The sequence below is a fragment of the Ureibacillus sp. FSL W8-0352 genome (assembly GCF_038004345.1).
Lineage (GTDB): Bacteria > Bacillota > Bacilli > Bacillales_A > Planococcaceae > Ureibacillus > Ureibacillus thermosphaericus.
Window position 1 is genome coordinate 1865147 of the sequence record NZ_JBBOQT010000001.1, and the last position, 17149, is coordinate 1882295.

Here is a 17149-nt window from a genome sequence, read left to right on the forward strand (position 1 = left end):
GGTTGTGAATGAAAATTCATGATTGTTTTTTATGAAATAAAAGCGAATGATTATTCATTAATTTGCGTAATAATTATTGGCTTATCTTTTGTCACAACAATTGTATGTTCAACTTGTGCAACGAGTGATTTGTCAGGTGTAATAAATGTCCATCCATCCCCAGCTTCAATTATATGATCTGCCTTTTCAGAAATGAATGGCTCAACCGCAAGAACCATCCCTTCTTTCAAAATAGTTCCATCCCATGCATCATAGTAATTTAATATGTGTTGTGGGTCTTCATGCAAAGAACGCCCTACTCCATGCCCCGTTAAATTCATAATGACTTTTAATCCATGATCTTTTGCTTCTCGTTCAACAGCTTTCCCAATTTGATTTAATTTAGAGCCTGCTTTTACTTTTGTCATTGCTCGTTCGAAGGCAGACTTAGCAACACGGCAAAGTTTTTCTTTGTCTTCATACCCTTCTCCTACAACAAAAGAAATGCCTGTATCGGCAAAATAACCATCTAATGATCCTGAAACATCAATATTGACTAAGTCACCTTCTCGAATGACTTTATTGCCTGGAATACCGTGTGCAACTTCGTGATTGACGCTAATACATGTATATCCCGGGAAATCATATTCACCTTTTGGGCCAGAAATTGCTCCTGCTTCAGCAAACATGCGGCCGGCAATCTCATCCAACTCTTTCGTTGTGATGCCTGGTTTAGTCGCCGCTTTCATCGCATCCCGAATTTCCGCGCAAATGCGCCCAATTTTTTTTAACGCTTCTAATTCTTCTTGTGTTTTTACAATCATGTAAAAGTTCCTTTCTTCTATACAATTTCTTTTTATAATATAACATACTCTATAAAGTTTTTCGGAAATACAAGTTTAAATTTAGGAATGTACTACACAATATGATATATGATTTTACTCAAGAAATGATAGAATATATAATGAAAATTTTATTTAGACCTTCAAAGGTATTTTAATCATGTTATAATCAAACAGGAGTTTTATCATTGCGAATTAAAGAGTGGGATTTATTAAGAGTTATTGCATGTTTATCAATTTTACTATTACATTCAACTACTTTTTATAACCTAGAATCAGGTCTTTCTGAAAATTCAGTAGTGGTTCATTATATCCGAATACTTCTATGTTATGCTACACCGACATTTATTTTACTATCCATCATCATTCTTGCAGCAAAATATAAAGATGGAATCCCACAATCGTTTTGGTCAAAACGGCTTCAATTCATTTTACTTCCATATATATTTTGGGCTTTTATTGATGCCCTTGTCATTGAATATAACTACCAAAATGGTCTAATTTGGCAAACCTTTTATAACAATATCGTTCTAGGTGAATTTGTAGGTTGGTTTGTTTTAGTTATTCTTCAATTGTATCTATTGTTTTGGCTAATGATTAAATTTCAATGGCCATCTTTTGTCGTGTTACCTTTATGTGCATTGTTGTATTTTCTGCAGCATCGAATTTTTGATTTACCATATCCATTCTTTCAAGAAAATATGAAGTATGAAAAATTGTATGGAACAACTTGGTTCGTTTATTTTGTAATCGCATTCATAATCGGTGCAAATTATGAAAAAATTCAGCCACTATTGAAAAAATATCGCATTTTCACTGTAATTTTCACGGCACTATCAGCTCTTTATATTTGGTATGGCTATAAATTCGGTATGGTTGAAATACATTCTAGAAGGATGGATTTGATTCCTTTTGTCGTTGGAATAACAAGCATGATCTTAGCCTATGGACAACTGATTCCATCTTTTAAAATTATTCGAATTATTAGCAAGTATGCATTTATGATTTATTTAATTCATTGGAACATATTATCATTAACCGCAAAGTACTTTGTATCATTTTTCAACAATGGTTATCTAGCAATTTTAGCAATGATGATATCAACGCTAATCGTTGCCATTACCATTTCAAAATGCATTTCGTATTTACCTTTTGGGAAATGGATTGTAGGTAAAATTAGATAAACGTATAAAAATTTATCCATAAAAAAGCGAATTAGGAAAACAATATTGTCTCCCAATTCGCTTTTTATTTTAATTCACAATTGTAATCAATTTTCTTTTTTTATCAATCTTGGGCTTGCAGTAAAGATGAGCACCGCTGCAACTGCAGTTAAAATAATAGCCGGAGCCATATATGAACCATTATACCCGATAGAATAAATCCAGGCATTTTGATCGCCTGCATATTCTTTGAAGAAAATAGCTCCTGCAAGTGTATGACAAATAAAGCGCAACAAACCGCCAATAATTGTTCCGATGATAACAAATAATGCAATTTTATTTTTACGATTTCCTGATACTCCATCTAACACTTGTTTACGAACAATTGCCGCAAATCCTACGAAAGTAAATGCAAAAACATAATCAAGCAATGCTTGAGCCCAATGGACAATATAAGGATTAATTGTCATGTTCAATAATCCTACAATCAATCCAGTCATAAGTCCTGCAGATAGTCCCCAACGAATAGCGATTAAAATAATAGGCAGCATAACTAAACTAACGGATCCACCCTGCGCCCAAATAGAAAATTTCAATTGGTCTAACACATAACCAATTGCAGCAAAAATCGCAATTTCAACCATCCATAATAATTTTTGGTTTCTCATTCAATTATCTCCTTTCTCTTCGTTTATAGAACTTGAGAGAAGGATAGAAAACTACAAAATAAAAAAACGTCCGGACAGAGCCGAGACGTCTTTGTTTCGGTTTCTATCCACATCCCTACGCAAGTACTAACTTACAGGTTCTAAGGGTTAGTGCATCCGGCACACTCTCAGCTGACTTCATCAGCACCCCTTGTGGTACAAATCTTATATTCTATTGGGAACAATGTCATTTTATCAAATTATATGAAGATTGCAACCTCATTATTTACTTTAATATAATGGATGTTTTACTATAGCCCTCTTTTAATTTTTCTACTTGTAATATAGCAGGCATTGCCGATTTTAATTCCTCCACATGAGAAATAACCCCTATCATTCGGCCGGATTTTTGTAGTTCAATGAGCGTATCAATTGCTTTCATCAACGATTCTTCATCAAGGGAGCCAAAACCTTCATCAATAAACATTGTTTCGATTTGAACATTTCCTTGGAAGCTTTGAATCACATCCGCCATTCCTAGTGCTAAACTTAACGAAGCATTAAATTTCTCTCCGCCAGATAAAGTTTTTACATCTCTTGCTTGTCCAGTGTATGCATCATATACATCTAATCCTAATCCACTTTGCCTACCGTAGGACTCCAATCGGTCAGAAACTTGTAAATAATATTGACCGTTCGATAAATTTTTCAAACGAAGATTGCTTGCTTCTGTAATGAGCTCTAAATACCCCATTTGGACATAGCGTTCAAAGGAAATTTTTTTGCTGTTGTGTCCACGAAGTAAATTATATAAATCTATGATTTGATTCGATTTTTCTTCCATTTGAAATATATCATTGGCAAGTCTTTCAAGCTTCTCTGCAAAGTCGATGCAATGTTTTTCACAGGCTTTCGAATAGTTTAATTCATCTAATGCTTTTTCATAATTAAACTGCAACGCTTCCAATTCTTTTTCAGCTTCTGTTAAATCGACCTTTTCTTTATCTTTTAATTTTTCTGCTTCCTCTTTCACTTGCACTTGTAAAGAATGAAGCTCCTTTGAATAATTATCATATTGCATTTGTAAAGCTTCAATTTCCTGTTCTGGACGTCTAGCAAGTAGAAAATCTTCCGTCGATGTAAACCTTGCTTGTAGAAGAGCTGAATGGAAATTTTCCTTTGATTGTTGACATTTTACTTGAATATGTTTCCCTTGTTCAGTTATTTGTTTAAATGCCTCTTCATTCATTACAACTTGTTTGTTAGCTTCCTGATACTGCTTTTGGGCTGTTTCCCAAGATTGTTTTAATTGTTGCTTATTGCTGATTGCTTGTTGAAGTGCAACTTGTAATTGGGAAAGGTCTTTAATCTCTTCTGGTATTAATTTTTTTTGTTGCTCTAAAATCGTACTATTCTGCGTGTATTGTTCATGTTTTTCATGATACTGACGTTCGATTTCCTTACGAAAATGAACTAATTGTGCATTTTCATCTTGCAGAATTTTTATTTGTTTTTTATTTAATGTAAGTACTTCTTTTTGACGTTCTTTTTCTTTTATAGCAATATTTATATCTTGTAATTGATGAACATATTTTTGATATTCTTTTAATGGCGCGTGATATTGCATTAATTGTTGTTCTATTTCTTGTAATTGATGTCGTTTCGATTCTAATTTCCCTTGAACAGCAAATTTCTTTTGCTGAGCTTCATCTAATGTTGCTTTCAGTTTTTTCAATTCCGTTTGATTAACGGTTTCAGTTGATGCTGTATGTTCGATTCGGTGTACCGTACTACCGCAAACAGGGCAAGGCATTCCAGGCAGGAGACTCTTCGCAAGAATGGCCGCTTGATTATTCAACCATTTTTCCTCTTCCTGAGCATATATATTTTGAACTTCTTCATAGGTAGATGTCGCTTTAAGCCATTCGTTTTCTAGTTTATGGACTTCAGCGTTTACCTCAAAGTATTTTGTGTAGGTATCTACAATTTCTCTTAATAGACGTTGCTGTTCTAATAGTTCATTCAATGATTCTGTGTCTTCTTCCAGCTTTTCAATCATCTCGCTCAACTGTTGAATAGCCCATTCCTTTTCTTCGATCTGTTTTACTATGTTTTGTAGGCGAGTTTGCAATTGATTTTTTTCATTCAACAGTTTGTCCACGAGCTTTATTTGTTCGTTCATTTGCTCATAAATAGGGACAAGTTTTTCTAATTCATTTACTCGTTCATTCGCTTGTTCCCGTTCTTCCTCTTTCATTGCTTCCATCTTGAACATTTCTTCTGCTTTAGCAAATGTCCATTTTGCTGCTTCTAACTGTTTTGTAACGAGTTCCATTCTCTTTTCGATGGATTGTTTTTCCTTATCCAGTTCCATCAGATAAGAATAGAGTGGGAAAATTCGGCTTGCACGATTTGCTGCATCGATTGTTTGTTTTATTTGTTCATAATGGTCTTTTTGAGATTGTAAAAAGGATAGCTTTTCTTTTTTCCTTTCATATTCATCAATTTGATCATTTAACTTTTTATTCGCAACATAAACTTCATATGCCTCTTGATGTTTTTTGAAAGCTTCTCGATACATTCGTTCATCATCTTTAATTTTTTTCTGATAATATTGCTGTTCTTCTGCCAATCCTTCTAGAATCTGATAAATATTGGAATGTTGACTAAGCATTGTAAACAACAATGATTCTCGTTTTGGTAATGTTCCTTCAATTTGATTAATATAGCTATTTTTTAATGCCTTTGCTTCATTTAGTTGTTGATCCGCTAATCGTTTCTTTTCTTCCAGTTTATCAGCCATTTTTACAAAGCGATCTGTCTTAAAGATTTTTCTTAATATCTCTTCTTTCTCGTCCGATTTAGAAGTTAATAATTTACGAAACTCTCCTTGTGGCAGCATCACGATTTGGCTAAATTGTTCGTAAGTTAATCCAATCAATTCTTCAAGCTTTTCATTAATATCCGTCACTCGTTGCCGTTCCACCGCTGGAATTTCTTCGTTATTTGGCAGTATTTCAAACAACTCATATTTTTCACCAGTTGGTGTTTTTCTTCCTTTTTTCACATGGGACAGCCTGCGCAAAACGCGATATTTTTTGCCACGTATTTCAAAAACAAATTCAACAGTAGTATGCACGTCATCTTCTGCAAAATCACTGCGCAGCATTTTTGTATCTTTCCTGTCTTGTCCGCTTCCAAAACCATACAACGCAAAACAGATGGCATCAAAAATCGTCGTTTTTCCGGCGCCAGTTTGTCCGGAAATCACGAAAAGCTTTCTTTCCTGAAGTCTTGTAAAATCGATCACTTCTTCATTTTTGTATGGTCCAAAGGCGGTCATTTTTAATAAAATTGGCTTCATTTCGTCACCGCCTCCTCTTTCATTTCTCTTTCATCACGCAACATTTCATTCAATACTTCTTCAAATAATTGAAGAGCTTCTTCTGTCGGCTCTAAGCCTAAAATTTCTTTATGGAAAGCTTTAAATAACGTCATATCATCCAATTGTTCTCGCTGAATTTTAATATTCTCTTCAGCACTTTCAATTCTTTGAATCGTTTTTCGTTCCACATGCATGGCATTCGGGTAAACAGTGCGAATTTGTTCCATCGCTCCTACAACTGGTGTTAAATCAGTCAATCGTACGAATACATAATCTTCACAGTAATCATGTTTTAAAATTTCTTGAATGGTGCCTTCAATGATGCGCAAATCTCGTCTCGGTGTGAAATTTCGTTTTTCAATAGAAACTTGTCCATTTTCATCTAAATTGACTATTAAAAATCCTTTTTGATGATTCGCTTCAGATGCCGAATATTTTAATGGAGATCCCGGATATCGTATCGTTTCATTTAATACGTAATGAGCTTTGTGTAAATGCCCAAGGGCTGTGTAATGAAATGCCTGGAAATATTGAGCATTGACACATTCAGATCCTCCAATTGAGAGCGGACGTTCAGAATCGCTTGTATTTTCTCCCTTTTCTCCAGAATGCGTTACAAAGGCATGTCCAACGAACACATGACGCTTCGTTCTATCCATATTTTCTTCTATTTTTTCAATGATAGTTTTCATGGCATCATCGTATGTGTTAATTGATTCGCATTGAAATACATTTTTCACAGTGGAAGGTTCTGCAAATGGTACAAGATGAAAATGCACTTCTCCAAATTCATCCTGTAAAATAATCGGTTTTAATTGGCGATCGAGTTCGCCGACAATGTACAATCCGCTCTCTTTCATCAATTTGCTCCCAAATTCAAGACGTGTAGGGCTATCATGATTTCCTGCTATGCTAAGTACAGGCACGTTTCGTTTCAGCACGATTTCGGCAAAAATTTCATCAAGTAAATCTACCGCTTCCACCGGGGGAAGAGCTCGATCATATAAGTCTCCTGCAATGATAACAACGTCCGGTTTTTCTTCATCAATTGCTGTTATAAATTGATTGAGTACATAACGCTGTTCTTCTGTCATGTACACCCCTTGCACAAGCTTTCCTAAATGCCAATCTGCCGTATGGAAAATTTTCAAATTCAATCGACCTCCGCTTTTTGCTATGCATCTATTTTAACATGAGTTCAATTGAGTGACTACCAAATTTACGAATATACGTTCTTATTGGTTTTGGAAAATTCTTCATCAACTTAAAATTTTCGTATTAATACTTGCAACTTCGTTAACCAAAAATTTTCATCCTCAACCTGAAAAACTTTATTCCAAATAAAAAAACCACATCTCTCATAGAGAAAAGATGTGGTCAAACCGAAATTAAAACGCCCAATCTCCTTTTCTAAATATCGGTTCTCTAGTTCCATCTGGCAAAATGCCATCAATATCCATGTCAGCACTGCCAATCATGAAATCCTCATGGGTAACTGAAACATTAATTCCGAGCGATTCTAATTGCCCTTCTTCTAATTCCCGTCCACCTTCGTAACAAGTTGGATAGGCTTCCCCAATCGCTAAATGATTGGAGGCATTTTCATCAAAAAGCGTATTGTAATATAAAATGCCTGACTTTGAAATTGGAGATTCATGTGGGACTAACGCCACTTCCCCTAAATATGCAGCACCTTCATCTGTTTGAATTAACTCCTGCAACAATTCATTGCCATGCTTAGCGTCTGCCTTTACAATTTTTCCGTTTTCGAATGTGAGTGTAAATTTATCGATAATATTTCCTTGATAAACGAGAGGCTTTGTATTGCTTACATAACCGTTAACCCCAAATTTTGATGGGAGAGTATACACTTCTTCAGTCGGCATATTCGCAATAAATGTAACTCCTTCTGGCGTTTTGCTTGAACCAGTGCACCATACATGCTTTTCAGGAAGTTCAATTGTTAAATCCGTACCAGGTGCTTTATAGTGTAACTTCGCATATTTTTTACTGTTTAATTGTTTTGCTCGATGTTCCAACTCGGCAAGATGTTTGCGCCAATTTTCAACTGCATCTCCTTCACCGATGCGAACGGTTTTAAAAATTGCTTCCCAAAGCGCCTTCATTTGTTCGTCTTCCGGTAAGTCTGGAAATACTTTTGCAGCCCATTTTTTTGAAGGCACAGCTATAATTGACCAAGCAATATCATCGTTCATAATTGCTTTTCGATAATTCACGAGCGCCTCTCCACTAGCTTTTTGCTGAGCAGTAATGCGACGCGCTGGAATCCCGCTTAACAAATCAGGATCTTCTGCGTCAATCCAAAGAATAGCCCCTTTCCGTTCAATACATTCATCCCGCTGTGCAACAATCCATTTTGGAAACTTGCTAAATTCATCTTCCGCTCCATATTCATAAAAAGCACGGGTAATTTCTTGGTCAGACAAATTGACATGTACTCTTCCTGCTCCCGCTTCGTACGCTTTTTTCACAACGATTTTAGTAAAATCTAATGTATCTGTCGTTGTATTAATTAATAAATATTGCCCTTTTTGAATGTTTACACCGACTTTGACAGCCAATTCCGCATATTGTTCTAATTTTTCTTCAAATGTCATAAACTTTCCCTCACTTTTTAGCGATGGTTTTTGAATTCCCTTCAATTAATTGACCTTTATAAATTATCTTTTGCACAGGTTTTTGTCCTACTTCTCTTAATAATTTTTTATAATTTTTTTCATCCTTATATGAAAGAAGCGTTATCACTTCTCCATCAGCACCCGCTCGGCCAGTACGTCCAGAACGGTGCAAATATTGTTCAACTGTATGAGGCAAATCAACATGAATCACATGAGTAAGCCCTTCAATATCTAATCCTCTTGCGGCTAAATCTGTTGCGAGCAAAATGCGGGCTTCACCTTTACGGAAATTATCCAAAGATTTTTTGCGCTCTTCTTTATTCATATCTGCATGAAGGGATACTACTTTTGCATCTTTATATTTTAATTTCACTTCTTTTAATAATAATTGATCCAAATTATTGATAAAAGCAAGGCCTCGTACCCCTTCCATATTTGCGAGTCTTCTTAACACATCCGTTTTTTCTCGCTCATCCACTTTCACAAAGGAGTGAACGACTTTCCCCACTTTTACCATATCTTCCGGTTTAATTTGAATGTTGATAGGATCTTTCATCATTCTGCTAGCAACTAACCGAATCTCATCAGTTATCGTCGCTGAAACAAGAACGACTTGTCGGTTTGGAGATGCTCCTTCAATAAAGGATTTCACGATGACCCGATAATCTCTGCTCAATAATTGATCACATTCATCTAATACAACGATTTGGATTTCTCTCAATTTTAATTTATTCGCTCTTACTAATTCATTTAATCGACCCGGTGTCCCTACAACGATGGTCGGTTTTTTCTTTAGTTTCTCAATTTGACGAGCCATATTCGCTCCACCAATGAGCTGTTGGACGGTAATATCTGTTCCAACAATCCATTCTCGAATCACTTCTACAATTTGCATAGCCAATTCTTGAGAAGGTGCGACGATTAAAGCTTGCGTGCTTTTTTTTGAACCGTCCACTTTATTTAATATAGGTAATACATAAGCTAATGTTTTCCCTGATCCTGTTGGAGATTCGGCAACAATATCTTTTCCCTCCAACATCGCTGGAATCATTTGCTCTTGTACTTTCATTGTTGTTTCAAATTTCCACTTTTTTTGCAATGATTCATTCAATAAATTGATAGCTGACATCAGCATTCCCACCTTCCCAAATTTATTTTACCACATATCGGAAAATATCAACCGTTGTTACATCCATTCTTTCCTAAAGTGTTCAAGTTATTTATAAATAAATAGCAACCTTATTAGCGTTCACGAAAAAAGAATTCGCTTAAGTACTAGTTATAACCTCCCCAATTAAGGCTGTCTTCATATAAGCGAATTCTTTCTGTTCATTTTATTTTTTTACTTCATATCCACAGCTACGAATTGCTGTTTCTGCAAGTACGATTAATGAGTCTATGTAACGACTTCCTAATTGCAAGTTTTTATTTACAACGGACAACTCTGTACATCCTAAAATAATGTAGTCACAATTGAGCGCAACAACTGCATCTTCCACTTCATTCCACCGTTCTCTCGTAACTTCTTTACCCGATTTTACATCATCATAAATAATGGACATGACGAGTTTTTGCGTGTTTTCATCTGGAATGACAGGCTCTATCCCCTCTTCAATCAGCGCCTCTTGATACACGTTTGATTGAATGGTGCCATCCGTTGCTAATATTGCTACTTTCTTCGCTTCAAGTTTTCGTGCCTGTTTCGCTGTTTCCTTAATCATATGAATAACAGGTATAGGCGAACCTTGTTGTATTTCATCATAAAATGTATGCGCTGTGTTGCATGGTATACATACTAAATCAGCACCATATTCTGCTAACTTTTTCGCATCTTGAATAATAATCGGTACTGGATTTTGATTGGATTTACCTAAAATAAAGGCTGTACGATCCGGAATTGATGTATCATTGTCAATAATCGTATGAATGTGTTCTTGATCTGATGTTGCCTTTGTTAAGCGGACGATTGTTTCCCCAAGAAACATCGTTGCAAGTGGGCCAACGCCGCCAATAATTCCTAAAGTTTTTTTCATTATTCCGCCAAACCTTTTTTATTAAAGTATTTTTTATATTTTCGGTAATAATTTAATTTATTTAATGTTAGTTTCAACCAACGTTTTGCATTCATATCATATGAATAATATAGGGAGTTTGTCCATTTGCCTTCTCGAATTAATTTTTTCGCTTCAATTTTTAATTTTTCATTTGTAGTATATTTAAATAATACGCCTTTAGGAATAACAAGCCATAAATGTTTGTTATCGGCATATGTTAACTCTTGTTTAATATTAAACACATGATCATCCGCAACATATTTCATAAGATTATATCCAGCAGCTGTTACAAAATAACTTGAACGTCCATTTCGCAAATTAATTTCAAATAAATTGTATTCTCCAGTTCTCGGATCTAATTTCATATCGAAATTGGCAAAGCCCGTATATCCGATATCTTCAAGGAAATGACGTACCCGATCCATTAATTCCTTATCGTATGTAGTAATGATTGCTGCGTAACTGCCAATCCCTTCAGGTGAATGCTCCTCTAAAATCGGATTGCCTAAACACATTAATTTGACTTTCCCGTCTTTTCCTACATAAGCATTTAAAACGCGCATATAAGAGTCGTCGCCAGGAATGAACTCTTGAATAATTAAATGATCTTTATAAGTAGAGCTGTAAATAGCATCTAATATAGCATTTTTTTCTTTTTCATCGTGGGCAACAAATACCTTTTTCTTTCCCGGGAAAGAACATGCCCAATAGGCTACAGAATTAGATGCTTTGATGATAATTGGATAATCGAATGGAATTTCAAACTCTTTATAATTTTCATAGCTAATAATCGTTGTTTTTGGATATTTAAAGCCATATTTATCGCACATTTTATAAAAGTTTTCTTTTAATAAGATTTGATCCATTAAAGATTCATCAATATATGGAACAATAAAGTGCTTTTGCAATTCAGGCTTATTTTTAATGATTAATTTTGCATAATCGTCTCCGCAAGCAAGAAGCAATAGTTTTATATCTTTATATTTTTCTGCAATGTTCTCTAATGCTGGTAAAAAGGCTTCTTGCTTATTAAAATTGTCCACTTGTTCAAAAATAATGATTTTGCTGTCCTGTGTTGCTGTTAAGTGAGAGCGTCCCACTACGATTGATTTTATTCCATATGCTTCATGGAAGGCGCGTGCCATTCCATAGGCATTCATATCTGAACCACATAATACAGGTAAAAACGGTTGATTCATTGCTTCTTCATCTCTCTTCATCTTTACTTTTTATTTTTACAGACAAATTTCTTGACTAAAATGAAAGTAGCACGAAATGGTATCAAAATCAATTATTTGGATAGGTAAAACCTAACTAATATCATTCGTTTGCAATAAAGAAGTTGATTGTCCAATACGGCCTTGTGCCATCAAAGGCTACCCCCGTAAAAGCGTGTGTATATTGCTTAAATAAAATGTTTTCCCGATGCCCTTTACTATTCATTAACGCTTCATGAGCATAAATCGTGTTATATGCACCTGCTGCTAAGTTTTCTCCTCCACCATGGATAAAATTCATACCGTCAGCAAGCATTCGCTCTAGAGCATTTTTTCCGTCGCTACCTGTATGAGAAAAGAAATGATTTTTGACCATATCCATACTATGTTTTCTCGCCGTTTCCCTATATTGTTGTGCGCTTTTTAGCGGTGGTACTCCAAAAATGACCCGCGCTTGATTCATTAGCTCAACCATTAAATTTTCAAAGCCTTCTTGACGAGCTTCCACGCGATAATTACCATAAAAACCTTCTTTTTTCATCTCGTATTCTTCTTCTATCCAAAGTATTGATCTCACTACATCACTTTGGAATTGATCAAAAAAGAAAGTAACATATTTACCTTCAATTAAGTAGATTGCATGTCCATTATCTTTTGCTAAAATATAAGGCGTATTATTTTTTAATATTGCTTCAATCCCTTTCCCATAAAGCCGTAAGACGTCCTCTTTATCACTTTCTCCAATTGTAATGTCAAATAACTCCTTTCCTATAATTGTGCTGTAGAAACCAACAACTTCATTTTTTTCATTGACTCCCTCCAGCTCTAACTGTTCGTTTTTTCCGATCTGATTCCAAACAAAATCGTACTCTGACGGGAAAGTTGCTAATACATTTTTACTTGCTAGTTGCTTTTTTTCTTTAAATTTAGGTTCTTTGGAGGCTAAAATTTCATCTAATCCTGTAACTTGCATTGTTCGATAAATGAAACTAGCAAATTGGCCATTTGTTACAGGTTGATTTGGCATAAAGTAGCCGTTGCTTCCTTTCGTAATTCCTAGTCCGTATAATGTATAAATATAGTCATATGCCCAATGTCCTTCAGGAACGTCAATAAATGATGGAGTCTTACTAGAAGATTGTAAATTAAATGTATTGACTAGTATTTTTGCTAATTGAGCTCGATTTAATGATTCCTCTCCTTTAAAACGACCATGATCTCCATCAAAAATTCCTACTTCATAAGACCAAATAATAGATTCATAGTAAGGATTCGTTGATAACACATCAATAAATGGTTGCTCCTCATAATCCCTAATTTTCTTTAACTGGTCTTTGAATAATGTATGTATTACTTTTGCAACATCGCTTCTGGATATACTTTGATTAGGATAAAATTGATTCCCTTCTTTATAATCATAAACGTTTAACTGATTTAAATAGTTCGTTCCTTCATAATGATCATTAAACACATCTGTATCTATAAATACTTTCTCTGCATGGACATTAATAGGACTTAAAATTAATAATCCACACAGAACCAATGTATGAAGTAGAATGATAAAATGTTTCATTAATATCTTTTCCCCTTTCAAAGTCCCCGTCTGACTCTATTATAAGATTAAAAGATTGTGATTTCTGTAAATTTTTATACAAAGTTAAAAGGTAGTAATCTTTACCATGGAGATTTTAAAGTAAATAAAAAAGATGCAGTTTGCCACTGCATCTATGCATTATCAAAATGTTCTTTCTCATCAGGAGATTCTTTTCGAAACACTTCTTCTAAAAGTTCATCTCCTTCAGCTTTTACCCGTTTATTTAATTCGTCCACCGCTATCGCGTCCACCGTTTGCATGTCTTCATGCAAATCAAAAAGGCTGATATTATCTGATGGTACGCGGTCGGGTTTTTCTTCATAAGGCATTTCAGCAAATCTCTTTTTTGATTCTGGAAGCGATTCTTTTTTCATATCAACAACACACTCCTTTTTTGTAGTATGTGTTGATTGTGCTTCTTTATTCAAAATCAACGTCACGCCATTAAATAATCCAATTTTTCAGCAAATGTCACATTATTTGGATTCCATTTTCTAATTGGACATTGATACACTTTATAAGGCAAGCCAATTGCTCTTACGAATTCTACAAATTTCCCATCAAACCAAGGTGGAGTCCATGCTCCCGAACGACAAATATGAATAACATTCGTTTTAATTCCTTCATATAAATCTTCAAACTTCAAATATTGAATATTAAAAGCTTTATTAATTTCATTAAAAAATTCTGGTTTTTCTTTTGTAAAAGGACTGTAAATAATATATGCTTTTTGAATTATTCGATTTTGCAAAAGTTTTCCAAGCCAATTTGCACAGTTAACGTTAAATTGTAAGGAAGCAAGTCCTCCATAGCCTAAGTCAGAATGAGCATCAAATAGATATACTTCATCGACTTCAAATTTTTCTGCAATTTTGTAAGATAACGCATGAGAATCTGACACATATATTCTCACTTGCTGATCCCATCGGAAAATTTGTTTAATTTTATTCCAGAATTGATCGACATCTTTTGAAAGAAAAAAAGACTTTTCAAAATCTTTCCCAAAAGATTTGTATTGGAAGTATTTTTTGTACCATAAGTCATGAATAGTTCTTTTATTTTCAACACTTGAAGTAATTTCTTGATTTTCAGCGGAAATAAAATAGTCCCAATCAATTGACAACAAACTTGCCACTACTATCCCCTCCAAAAACCATATAAGTGTTGACAATAAAATCGTAATACTCAAAAAATTAAATTTCAAACAATCCCTCTATTTTTTGAAAAAATAGACAAATTTTTAGAGAGTATGCTTGTATTTTGATAGAATGATAAATATAGAAAAGGAGGTATCTTGTAATGTATGATGTAGCCATTATCGGTGCAGGACCAGCTGGAGGAAGTGCTGCAATTTTTACTGCAAAGGCAGGTAAAAAAACAGTTATTTTAGATAGCGACCAAGGTGTTACAAAACGCGCAATGCTTTACAATCACTACGGCGTTAAAGAAATAACAGGTCCAGAATTAGTGAAAACGGGAATTGAACAAGCGAAAAACTATGGTGCTGAACTAATCGAAGCAAAAGTAACTGGTATTTCCAAAACAGACAAAGGATTTAAATTGCAATATGAGAATGGTGAAGTGGAAGCGAAACATATCATCCTTGCAACTGGATTTTTAACAGACTTAGCTGAAAGTGTTGGATTAGCAACAAAACCTGGCACTGAGCCAAGAGTTAAAACAATTTTTGATGTGGACAATGAAGGCAGAACAAATGTAGAAGGGATTTGGGCTGCAGGTACTTGTGCAGGTGTGAGTGTCCATACAATCATCACTGCTGGCGACGGTGCAAAAGTGGCAATCAACGTCATTAGCGAATTAAACAGCGAACGTTATGTTGATCATGATGTTTTGAAATAAGTTTAAAGAACCCTTTAAGTTAAAGAGGCTGTCTAAAAAGTGATGTTTAGACAGTCCCCTTGCAATAAGAATTGTGGAAACTGGTTTATACACTTAAGCAAAGATAATATTATGATGATGTAGAGGTGGAGGAGTCTGGAAAGTTTTCTAGGCTCCTCTTTTTTCTACTAGTTTATATGAAATTTTATTAATCTTCCTGTCTGCGGATATTAGTCATTCTAGGGAATTTATTAGCCATTCGGAGCTCGATATTAGTCAACTTCATCCATATATTAGCCAACGAAAAAATTTGGGGCTTCCAGTTTGCAGATATTAGTCATTCTCAGAAACTTATTAGTCATTCGGAGCACAATATTAGTCAACTTCCTCCATATATTAGCCAACGAAAAAATTTGGGGCTTCCAGTTTGCAGATATTAGTCATTCTCAGAAACTTATTAGCCATTTGGAGCATTATATTAGTCATTCTCATCCAAATATTAGCCAACGAAAAAATTTTGAGCTTCCAGTCTGCAAATATTAGTCATTCTTGGAAACTTATTAGCAATTCGGGACATGATATTAGTCAATCCCATTCAAATATTAGCCAACGATACTCAACCATATTGGTACTTCCGCAAAACTTGATGTATTGTTGTACAAAATGATAGAGGGTTTCCTGCAAAGGCTATAACGCAAACAGGAAACCCTTTCTCTATTCCTCTTTAGGCTTTTCTATAGTGCCATCAGCAAATTGGGCAAACCTGCCCGCATTCCTTTCGTTAACGGGATCCTGTCTATCCCATTTCCAGCCTCCAAATTTTGTCTTATTATATTCGGCAAAAGTGGCATAAATCTCTTCTTTTTTATTCATTACAAACGGGCCATATTGGGCAATCGGTTCATTTATAGGTTCTCCTTCTAAAAGGAGTAAGGAGCTGTTTGTATTACCGTTGTGGATAACAATTTCTTCATCTCCAACAAGTTTACAACGGTAAGAAGCTTGAATTGTTGCCCCTTCAATTTGAATTGTATTGCCTTCGTAAAAATATAAGTTCCTGTTAATAGTACTTGATACTTTAGGCAGTGTAAATGTTGCTCCTGGTGCCATATGTATCAAATAAATTCCTACATGATGCGACTCTTCTCTTGCCCATGAAGCTAAATTTGGCTCTAATGCTTTGATGCCGTACATTTCACCCGCAATAATTTTTACTGTTGTTTTGTTGCCATTGTTAAGCTTCTCAATTACAGGTATATCTTCTTTCCAAAACATTCGATATTCCGGCTCTGCCTTTTTTCCATTTCGGTCTAGGTTTAACCAAATTTGAAACAATTCAAGTGGATTCGACTGTTCTCTATTCACAAGCGGAAACATTTCTGAATGTTGGCACCCCTTGCCCGTCGTTAGCCATTGAACATCGCCGCTAGCATAGCGACCAAAACAACCTTTAGAATCAAAATGATCAACAACACCTTGAAGAACAATCGTTACTGTTTCAAATCCTTTATGGGGATGAGCGGGAAATCCCGGAACTGATTTTCCATGATACATACGAAATCCATCTTTTAATTCAAAATCTTCCCCTAAGTTTCTTCCTGCTAACCTCTCTTTGTCTACCCCTTGTTCATCGTTTCCTGGTGGATAATGATCTTTGTGATATACGGTTAAAATAAAAGGGCTTTCTGTAGTCCATTGCGTTCCTAATTTTTGTAAACCAATAATTTTTCGTTTTTCCATAAAATCACCTTACTAATTTTTCCTACTATTCCCATACTAACAAATTTTGT

At 34.9% G+C, this 17149-nt stretch carries 14 protein-coding genes and 1 riboswitch; of the genes, 2 read left to right on the forward strand and 12 right to left on the reverse strand.

Annotated features, from left to right (window positions below; translation table 11 throughout):
- Positions 1-50: 50 nt before the first annotated feature.
- Complete coding sequence (gene map / locus NST98_RS09555; RefSeq protein WP_340434726.1) at positions 51-803, reverse strand: type I methionyl aminopeptidase; 753 nt, start codon at positions 801-803, stop codon at positions 51-53.
- A 206-nt stretch (positions 804-1009) separates the two neighbouring features.
- Here map and NST98_RS09560 point away from each other — a divergent pair, with 206 nt between their 5' ends.
- Complete coding sequence (locus tag NST98_RS09560) at positions 1010-2005, forward strand: acyltransferase family protein (protein ID WP_340715001.1); 996 nt, start codon at positions 1010-1012, stop codon at positions 2003-2005.
- An 86-nt stretch (positions 2006-2091) separates the two neighbouring features.
- Here NST98_RS09560 and thiT read toward each other — a convergent pair whose 3' ends face one another.
- The 10 genes from thiT to NST98_RS09610 all read right to left on the reverse strand — a co-directional run bounded on the left by thiT (position 2092) and on the right by NST98_RS09610 (position 14655).
- The gene (gene thiT / locus NST98_RS09565; RefSeq protein WP_340715002.1) at positions 2092-2652 is read right to left on the reverse strand and encodes an energy-coupled thiamine transporter ThiT; all 561 of its coding nucleotides are present in this window, start codon (positions 2650-2652) and stop codon (positions 2092-2094) included.
- Between the two features lie 95 nt (positions 2653-2747).
- A riboswitch (TPP riboswitch) is annotated at positions 2748-2853 on the reverse strand.
- Between the two features lie 64 nt (positions 2854-2917).
- The gene (locus NST98_RS09570; RefSeq protein ID WP_340715003.1) at positions 2918-5995 is read right to left on the reverse strand and encodes an SMC family ATPase; all 3078 of its coding nucleotides are present in this window, start codon (positions 5993-5995) and stop codon (positions 2918-2920) included.
- On the reverse strand, positions 5992-7167 hold the full coding sequence (locus NST98_RS09575; protein ID WP_340715712.1) for an exonuclease SbcCD subunit D: 1176 nt from the start codon (positions 7165-7167) through the stop codon (positions 5992-5994). Before NST98_RS09575 ends, NST98_RS09570 begins: the two co-directional genes overlap by 4 nt.
- Before the next feature lie 237 nt (positions 7168-7404).
- On the reverse strand, positions 7405-8634 hold the full coding sequence (locus NST98_RS09580) for an aminopeptidase (RefSeq protein ID WP_340715004.1): 1230 nt from the start codon (positions 8632-8634) through the stop codon (positions 7405-7407).
- A gap of 10 nt (positions 8635-8644) precedes the next feature.
- Positions 8645-9784 (reverse strand): DEAD/DEAH box helicase, encoded by a 1140-nt coding sequence (locus NST98_RS09585; RefSeq protein WP_340715005.1) that lies wholly within the window; start codon positions 9782-9784, stop codon positions 8645-8647.
- A 205-nt stretch (positions 9785-9989) separates the two neighbouring features.
- Positions 9990-10688, reverse strand: coding sequence for an aspartate/glutamate racemase family protein (locus NST98_RS09590; protein WP_445684037.1), 699 nt, complete (start codon positions 10686-10688; stop codon positions 9990-9992).
- Positions 10688-11929, reverse strand: coding sequence for a carboxylate--amine ligase (locus NST98_RS09595; RefSeq protein ID WP_340715006.1), 1242 nt, complete (start codon positions 11927-11929; stop codon positions 10688-10690). The genes NST98_RS09590 and NST98_RS09595 overlap by 1 nt, the downstream gene beginning before the upstream one ends.
- Before the next feature lie 100 nt (positions 11930-12029).
- Positions 12030-13499 carry an S-layer homology domain-containing protein gene (locus NST98_RS09600; RefSeq protein ID WP_340715007.1) on the reverse strand — a complete coding sequence of 490 codons (1470 nt, stop codon included), beginning with the start codon at positions 13497-13499 and terminating at the stop codon, positions 12030-12032.
- Between the two features lie 152 nt (positions 13500-13651).
- A complete protein-coding gene (locus NST98_RS09605; protein ID WP_016837914.1) occupies positions 13652-13894 on the reverse strand; it encodes a hypothetical protein in 243 nt (80 codons plus the stop codon).
- 62 nt (positions 13895-13956) lie between these two features.
- On the reverse strand, positions 13957-14655 hold the full coding sequence (locus NST98_RS09610) for a hypothetical protein (protein ID WP_016837915.1): 699 nt from the start codon (positions 14653-14655) through the stop codon (positions 13957-13959).
- Between the two features lie 164 nt (positions 14656-14819).
- On the opposite strand from NST98_RS09610, the gene NST98_RS09615 reads away from it, so the two are divergent.
- Positions 14820-15380, forward strand: a complete 561-nt coding sequence (locus NST98_RS09615; protein ID WP_016837916.1) for an FAD-dependent oxidoreductase — start codon at positions 14820-14822, stop codon at positions 15378-15380.
- A 693-nt stretch (positions 15381-16073) separates the two neighbouring features.
- Here the strand turns inward: NST98_RS09615 and NST98_RS09620 are convergent.
- Positions 16074-17099 carry a pirin family protein gene (locus tag NST98_RS09620; RefSeq protein WP_340715008.1) on the reverse strand — a complete coding sequence of 342 codons (1026 nt, stop codon included), beginning with the start codon at positions 17097-17099 and terminating at the stop codon, positions 16074-16076.
- Between the last annotated feature and the right edge of the window lie 50 nt (positions 17100-17149).

Bases quoted from the DNA above. Each gene is read 5' to 3' on its own strand.
- map (WP_340434726.1), bottom strand. From the start codon at position 803: ATGATTGTAAAAACACAAGAAGAATTAGAAGCGTTAAAAAAAATTGGG.
- thiT (WP_340715002.1), bottom strand. From the start codon at position 2,652: ATGAGAAACCAAAAATTATTATGGATGGTTGAAATTGCGATTTTTGCT.
- NST98_RS09570 (WP_340715003.1), bottom strand. From the start codon at position 5,995: ATGAAGCCAATTTTATTAAAAATGACCGCCTTTGGACCATACAAAAAT.
- NST98_RS09580 (WP_340715004.1), bottom strand. From the start codon at position 8,634: ATGACATTTGAAGAAAAATTAGAACAATATGCGGAATTGGCTGTCAAA.
- NST98_RS09585 (WP_340715005.1), bottom strand. From the start codon at position 9,784: ATGTCAGCTATCAATTTATTGAATGAATCATTGCAAAAAAAGTGGAAA.
- NST98_RS09590 (WP_445684037.1), bottom strand. From the start codon at position 10,688: ATGAAAAAAACTTTAGGAATTATTGGCGGCGTTGGCCCACTTGCAACG.
- NST98_RS09595 (WP_340715006.1), bottom strand. From the start codon at position 11,929: ATGAAGAGAGATGAAGAAGCAATGAATCAACCGTTTTTACCTGTATTA.
- NST98_RS09600 (WP_340715007.1), bottom strand. From the start codon at position 13,499: ATGAAACATTTTATCATTCTACTTCATACATTGGTTCTGTGTGGATTA.
- NST98_RS09605 (WP_016837914.1), bottom strand. From the start codon at position 13,894: ATGAAAAAAGAATCGCTTCCAGAATCAAAAAAGAGATTTGCTGAAATG.
- NST98_RS09615 (WP_016837916.1), top strand. From the start codon at position 14,820: ATGTATGATGTAGCCATTATCGGTGCAGGACCAGCTGGAGGAAGTGCT.
- NST98_RS09620 (WP_340715008.1), bottom strand. From the start codon at position 17,099: ATGGAAAAACGAAAAATTATTGGTTTACAAAAATTAGGAACGCAATGG.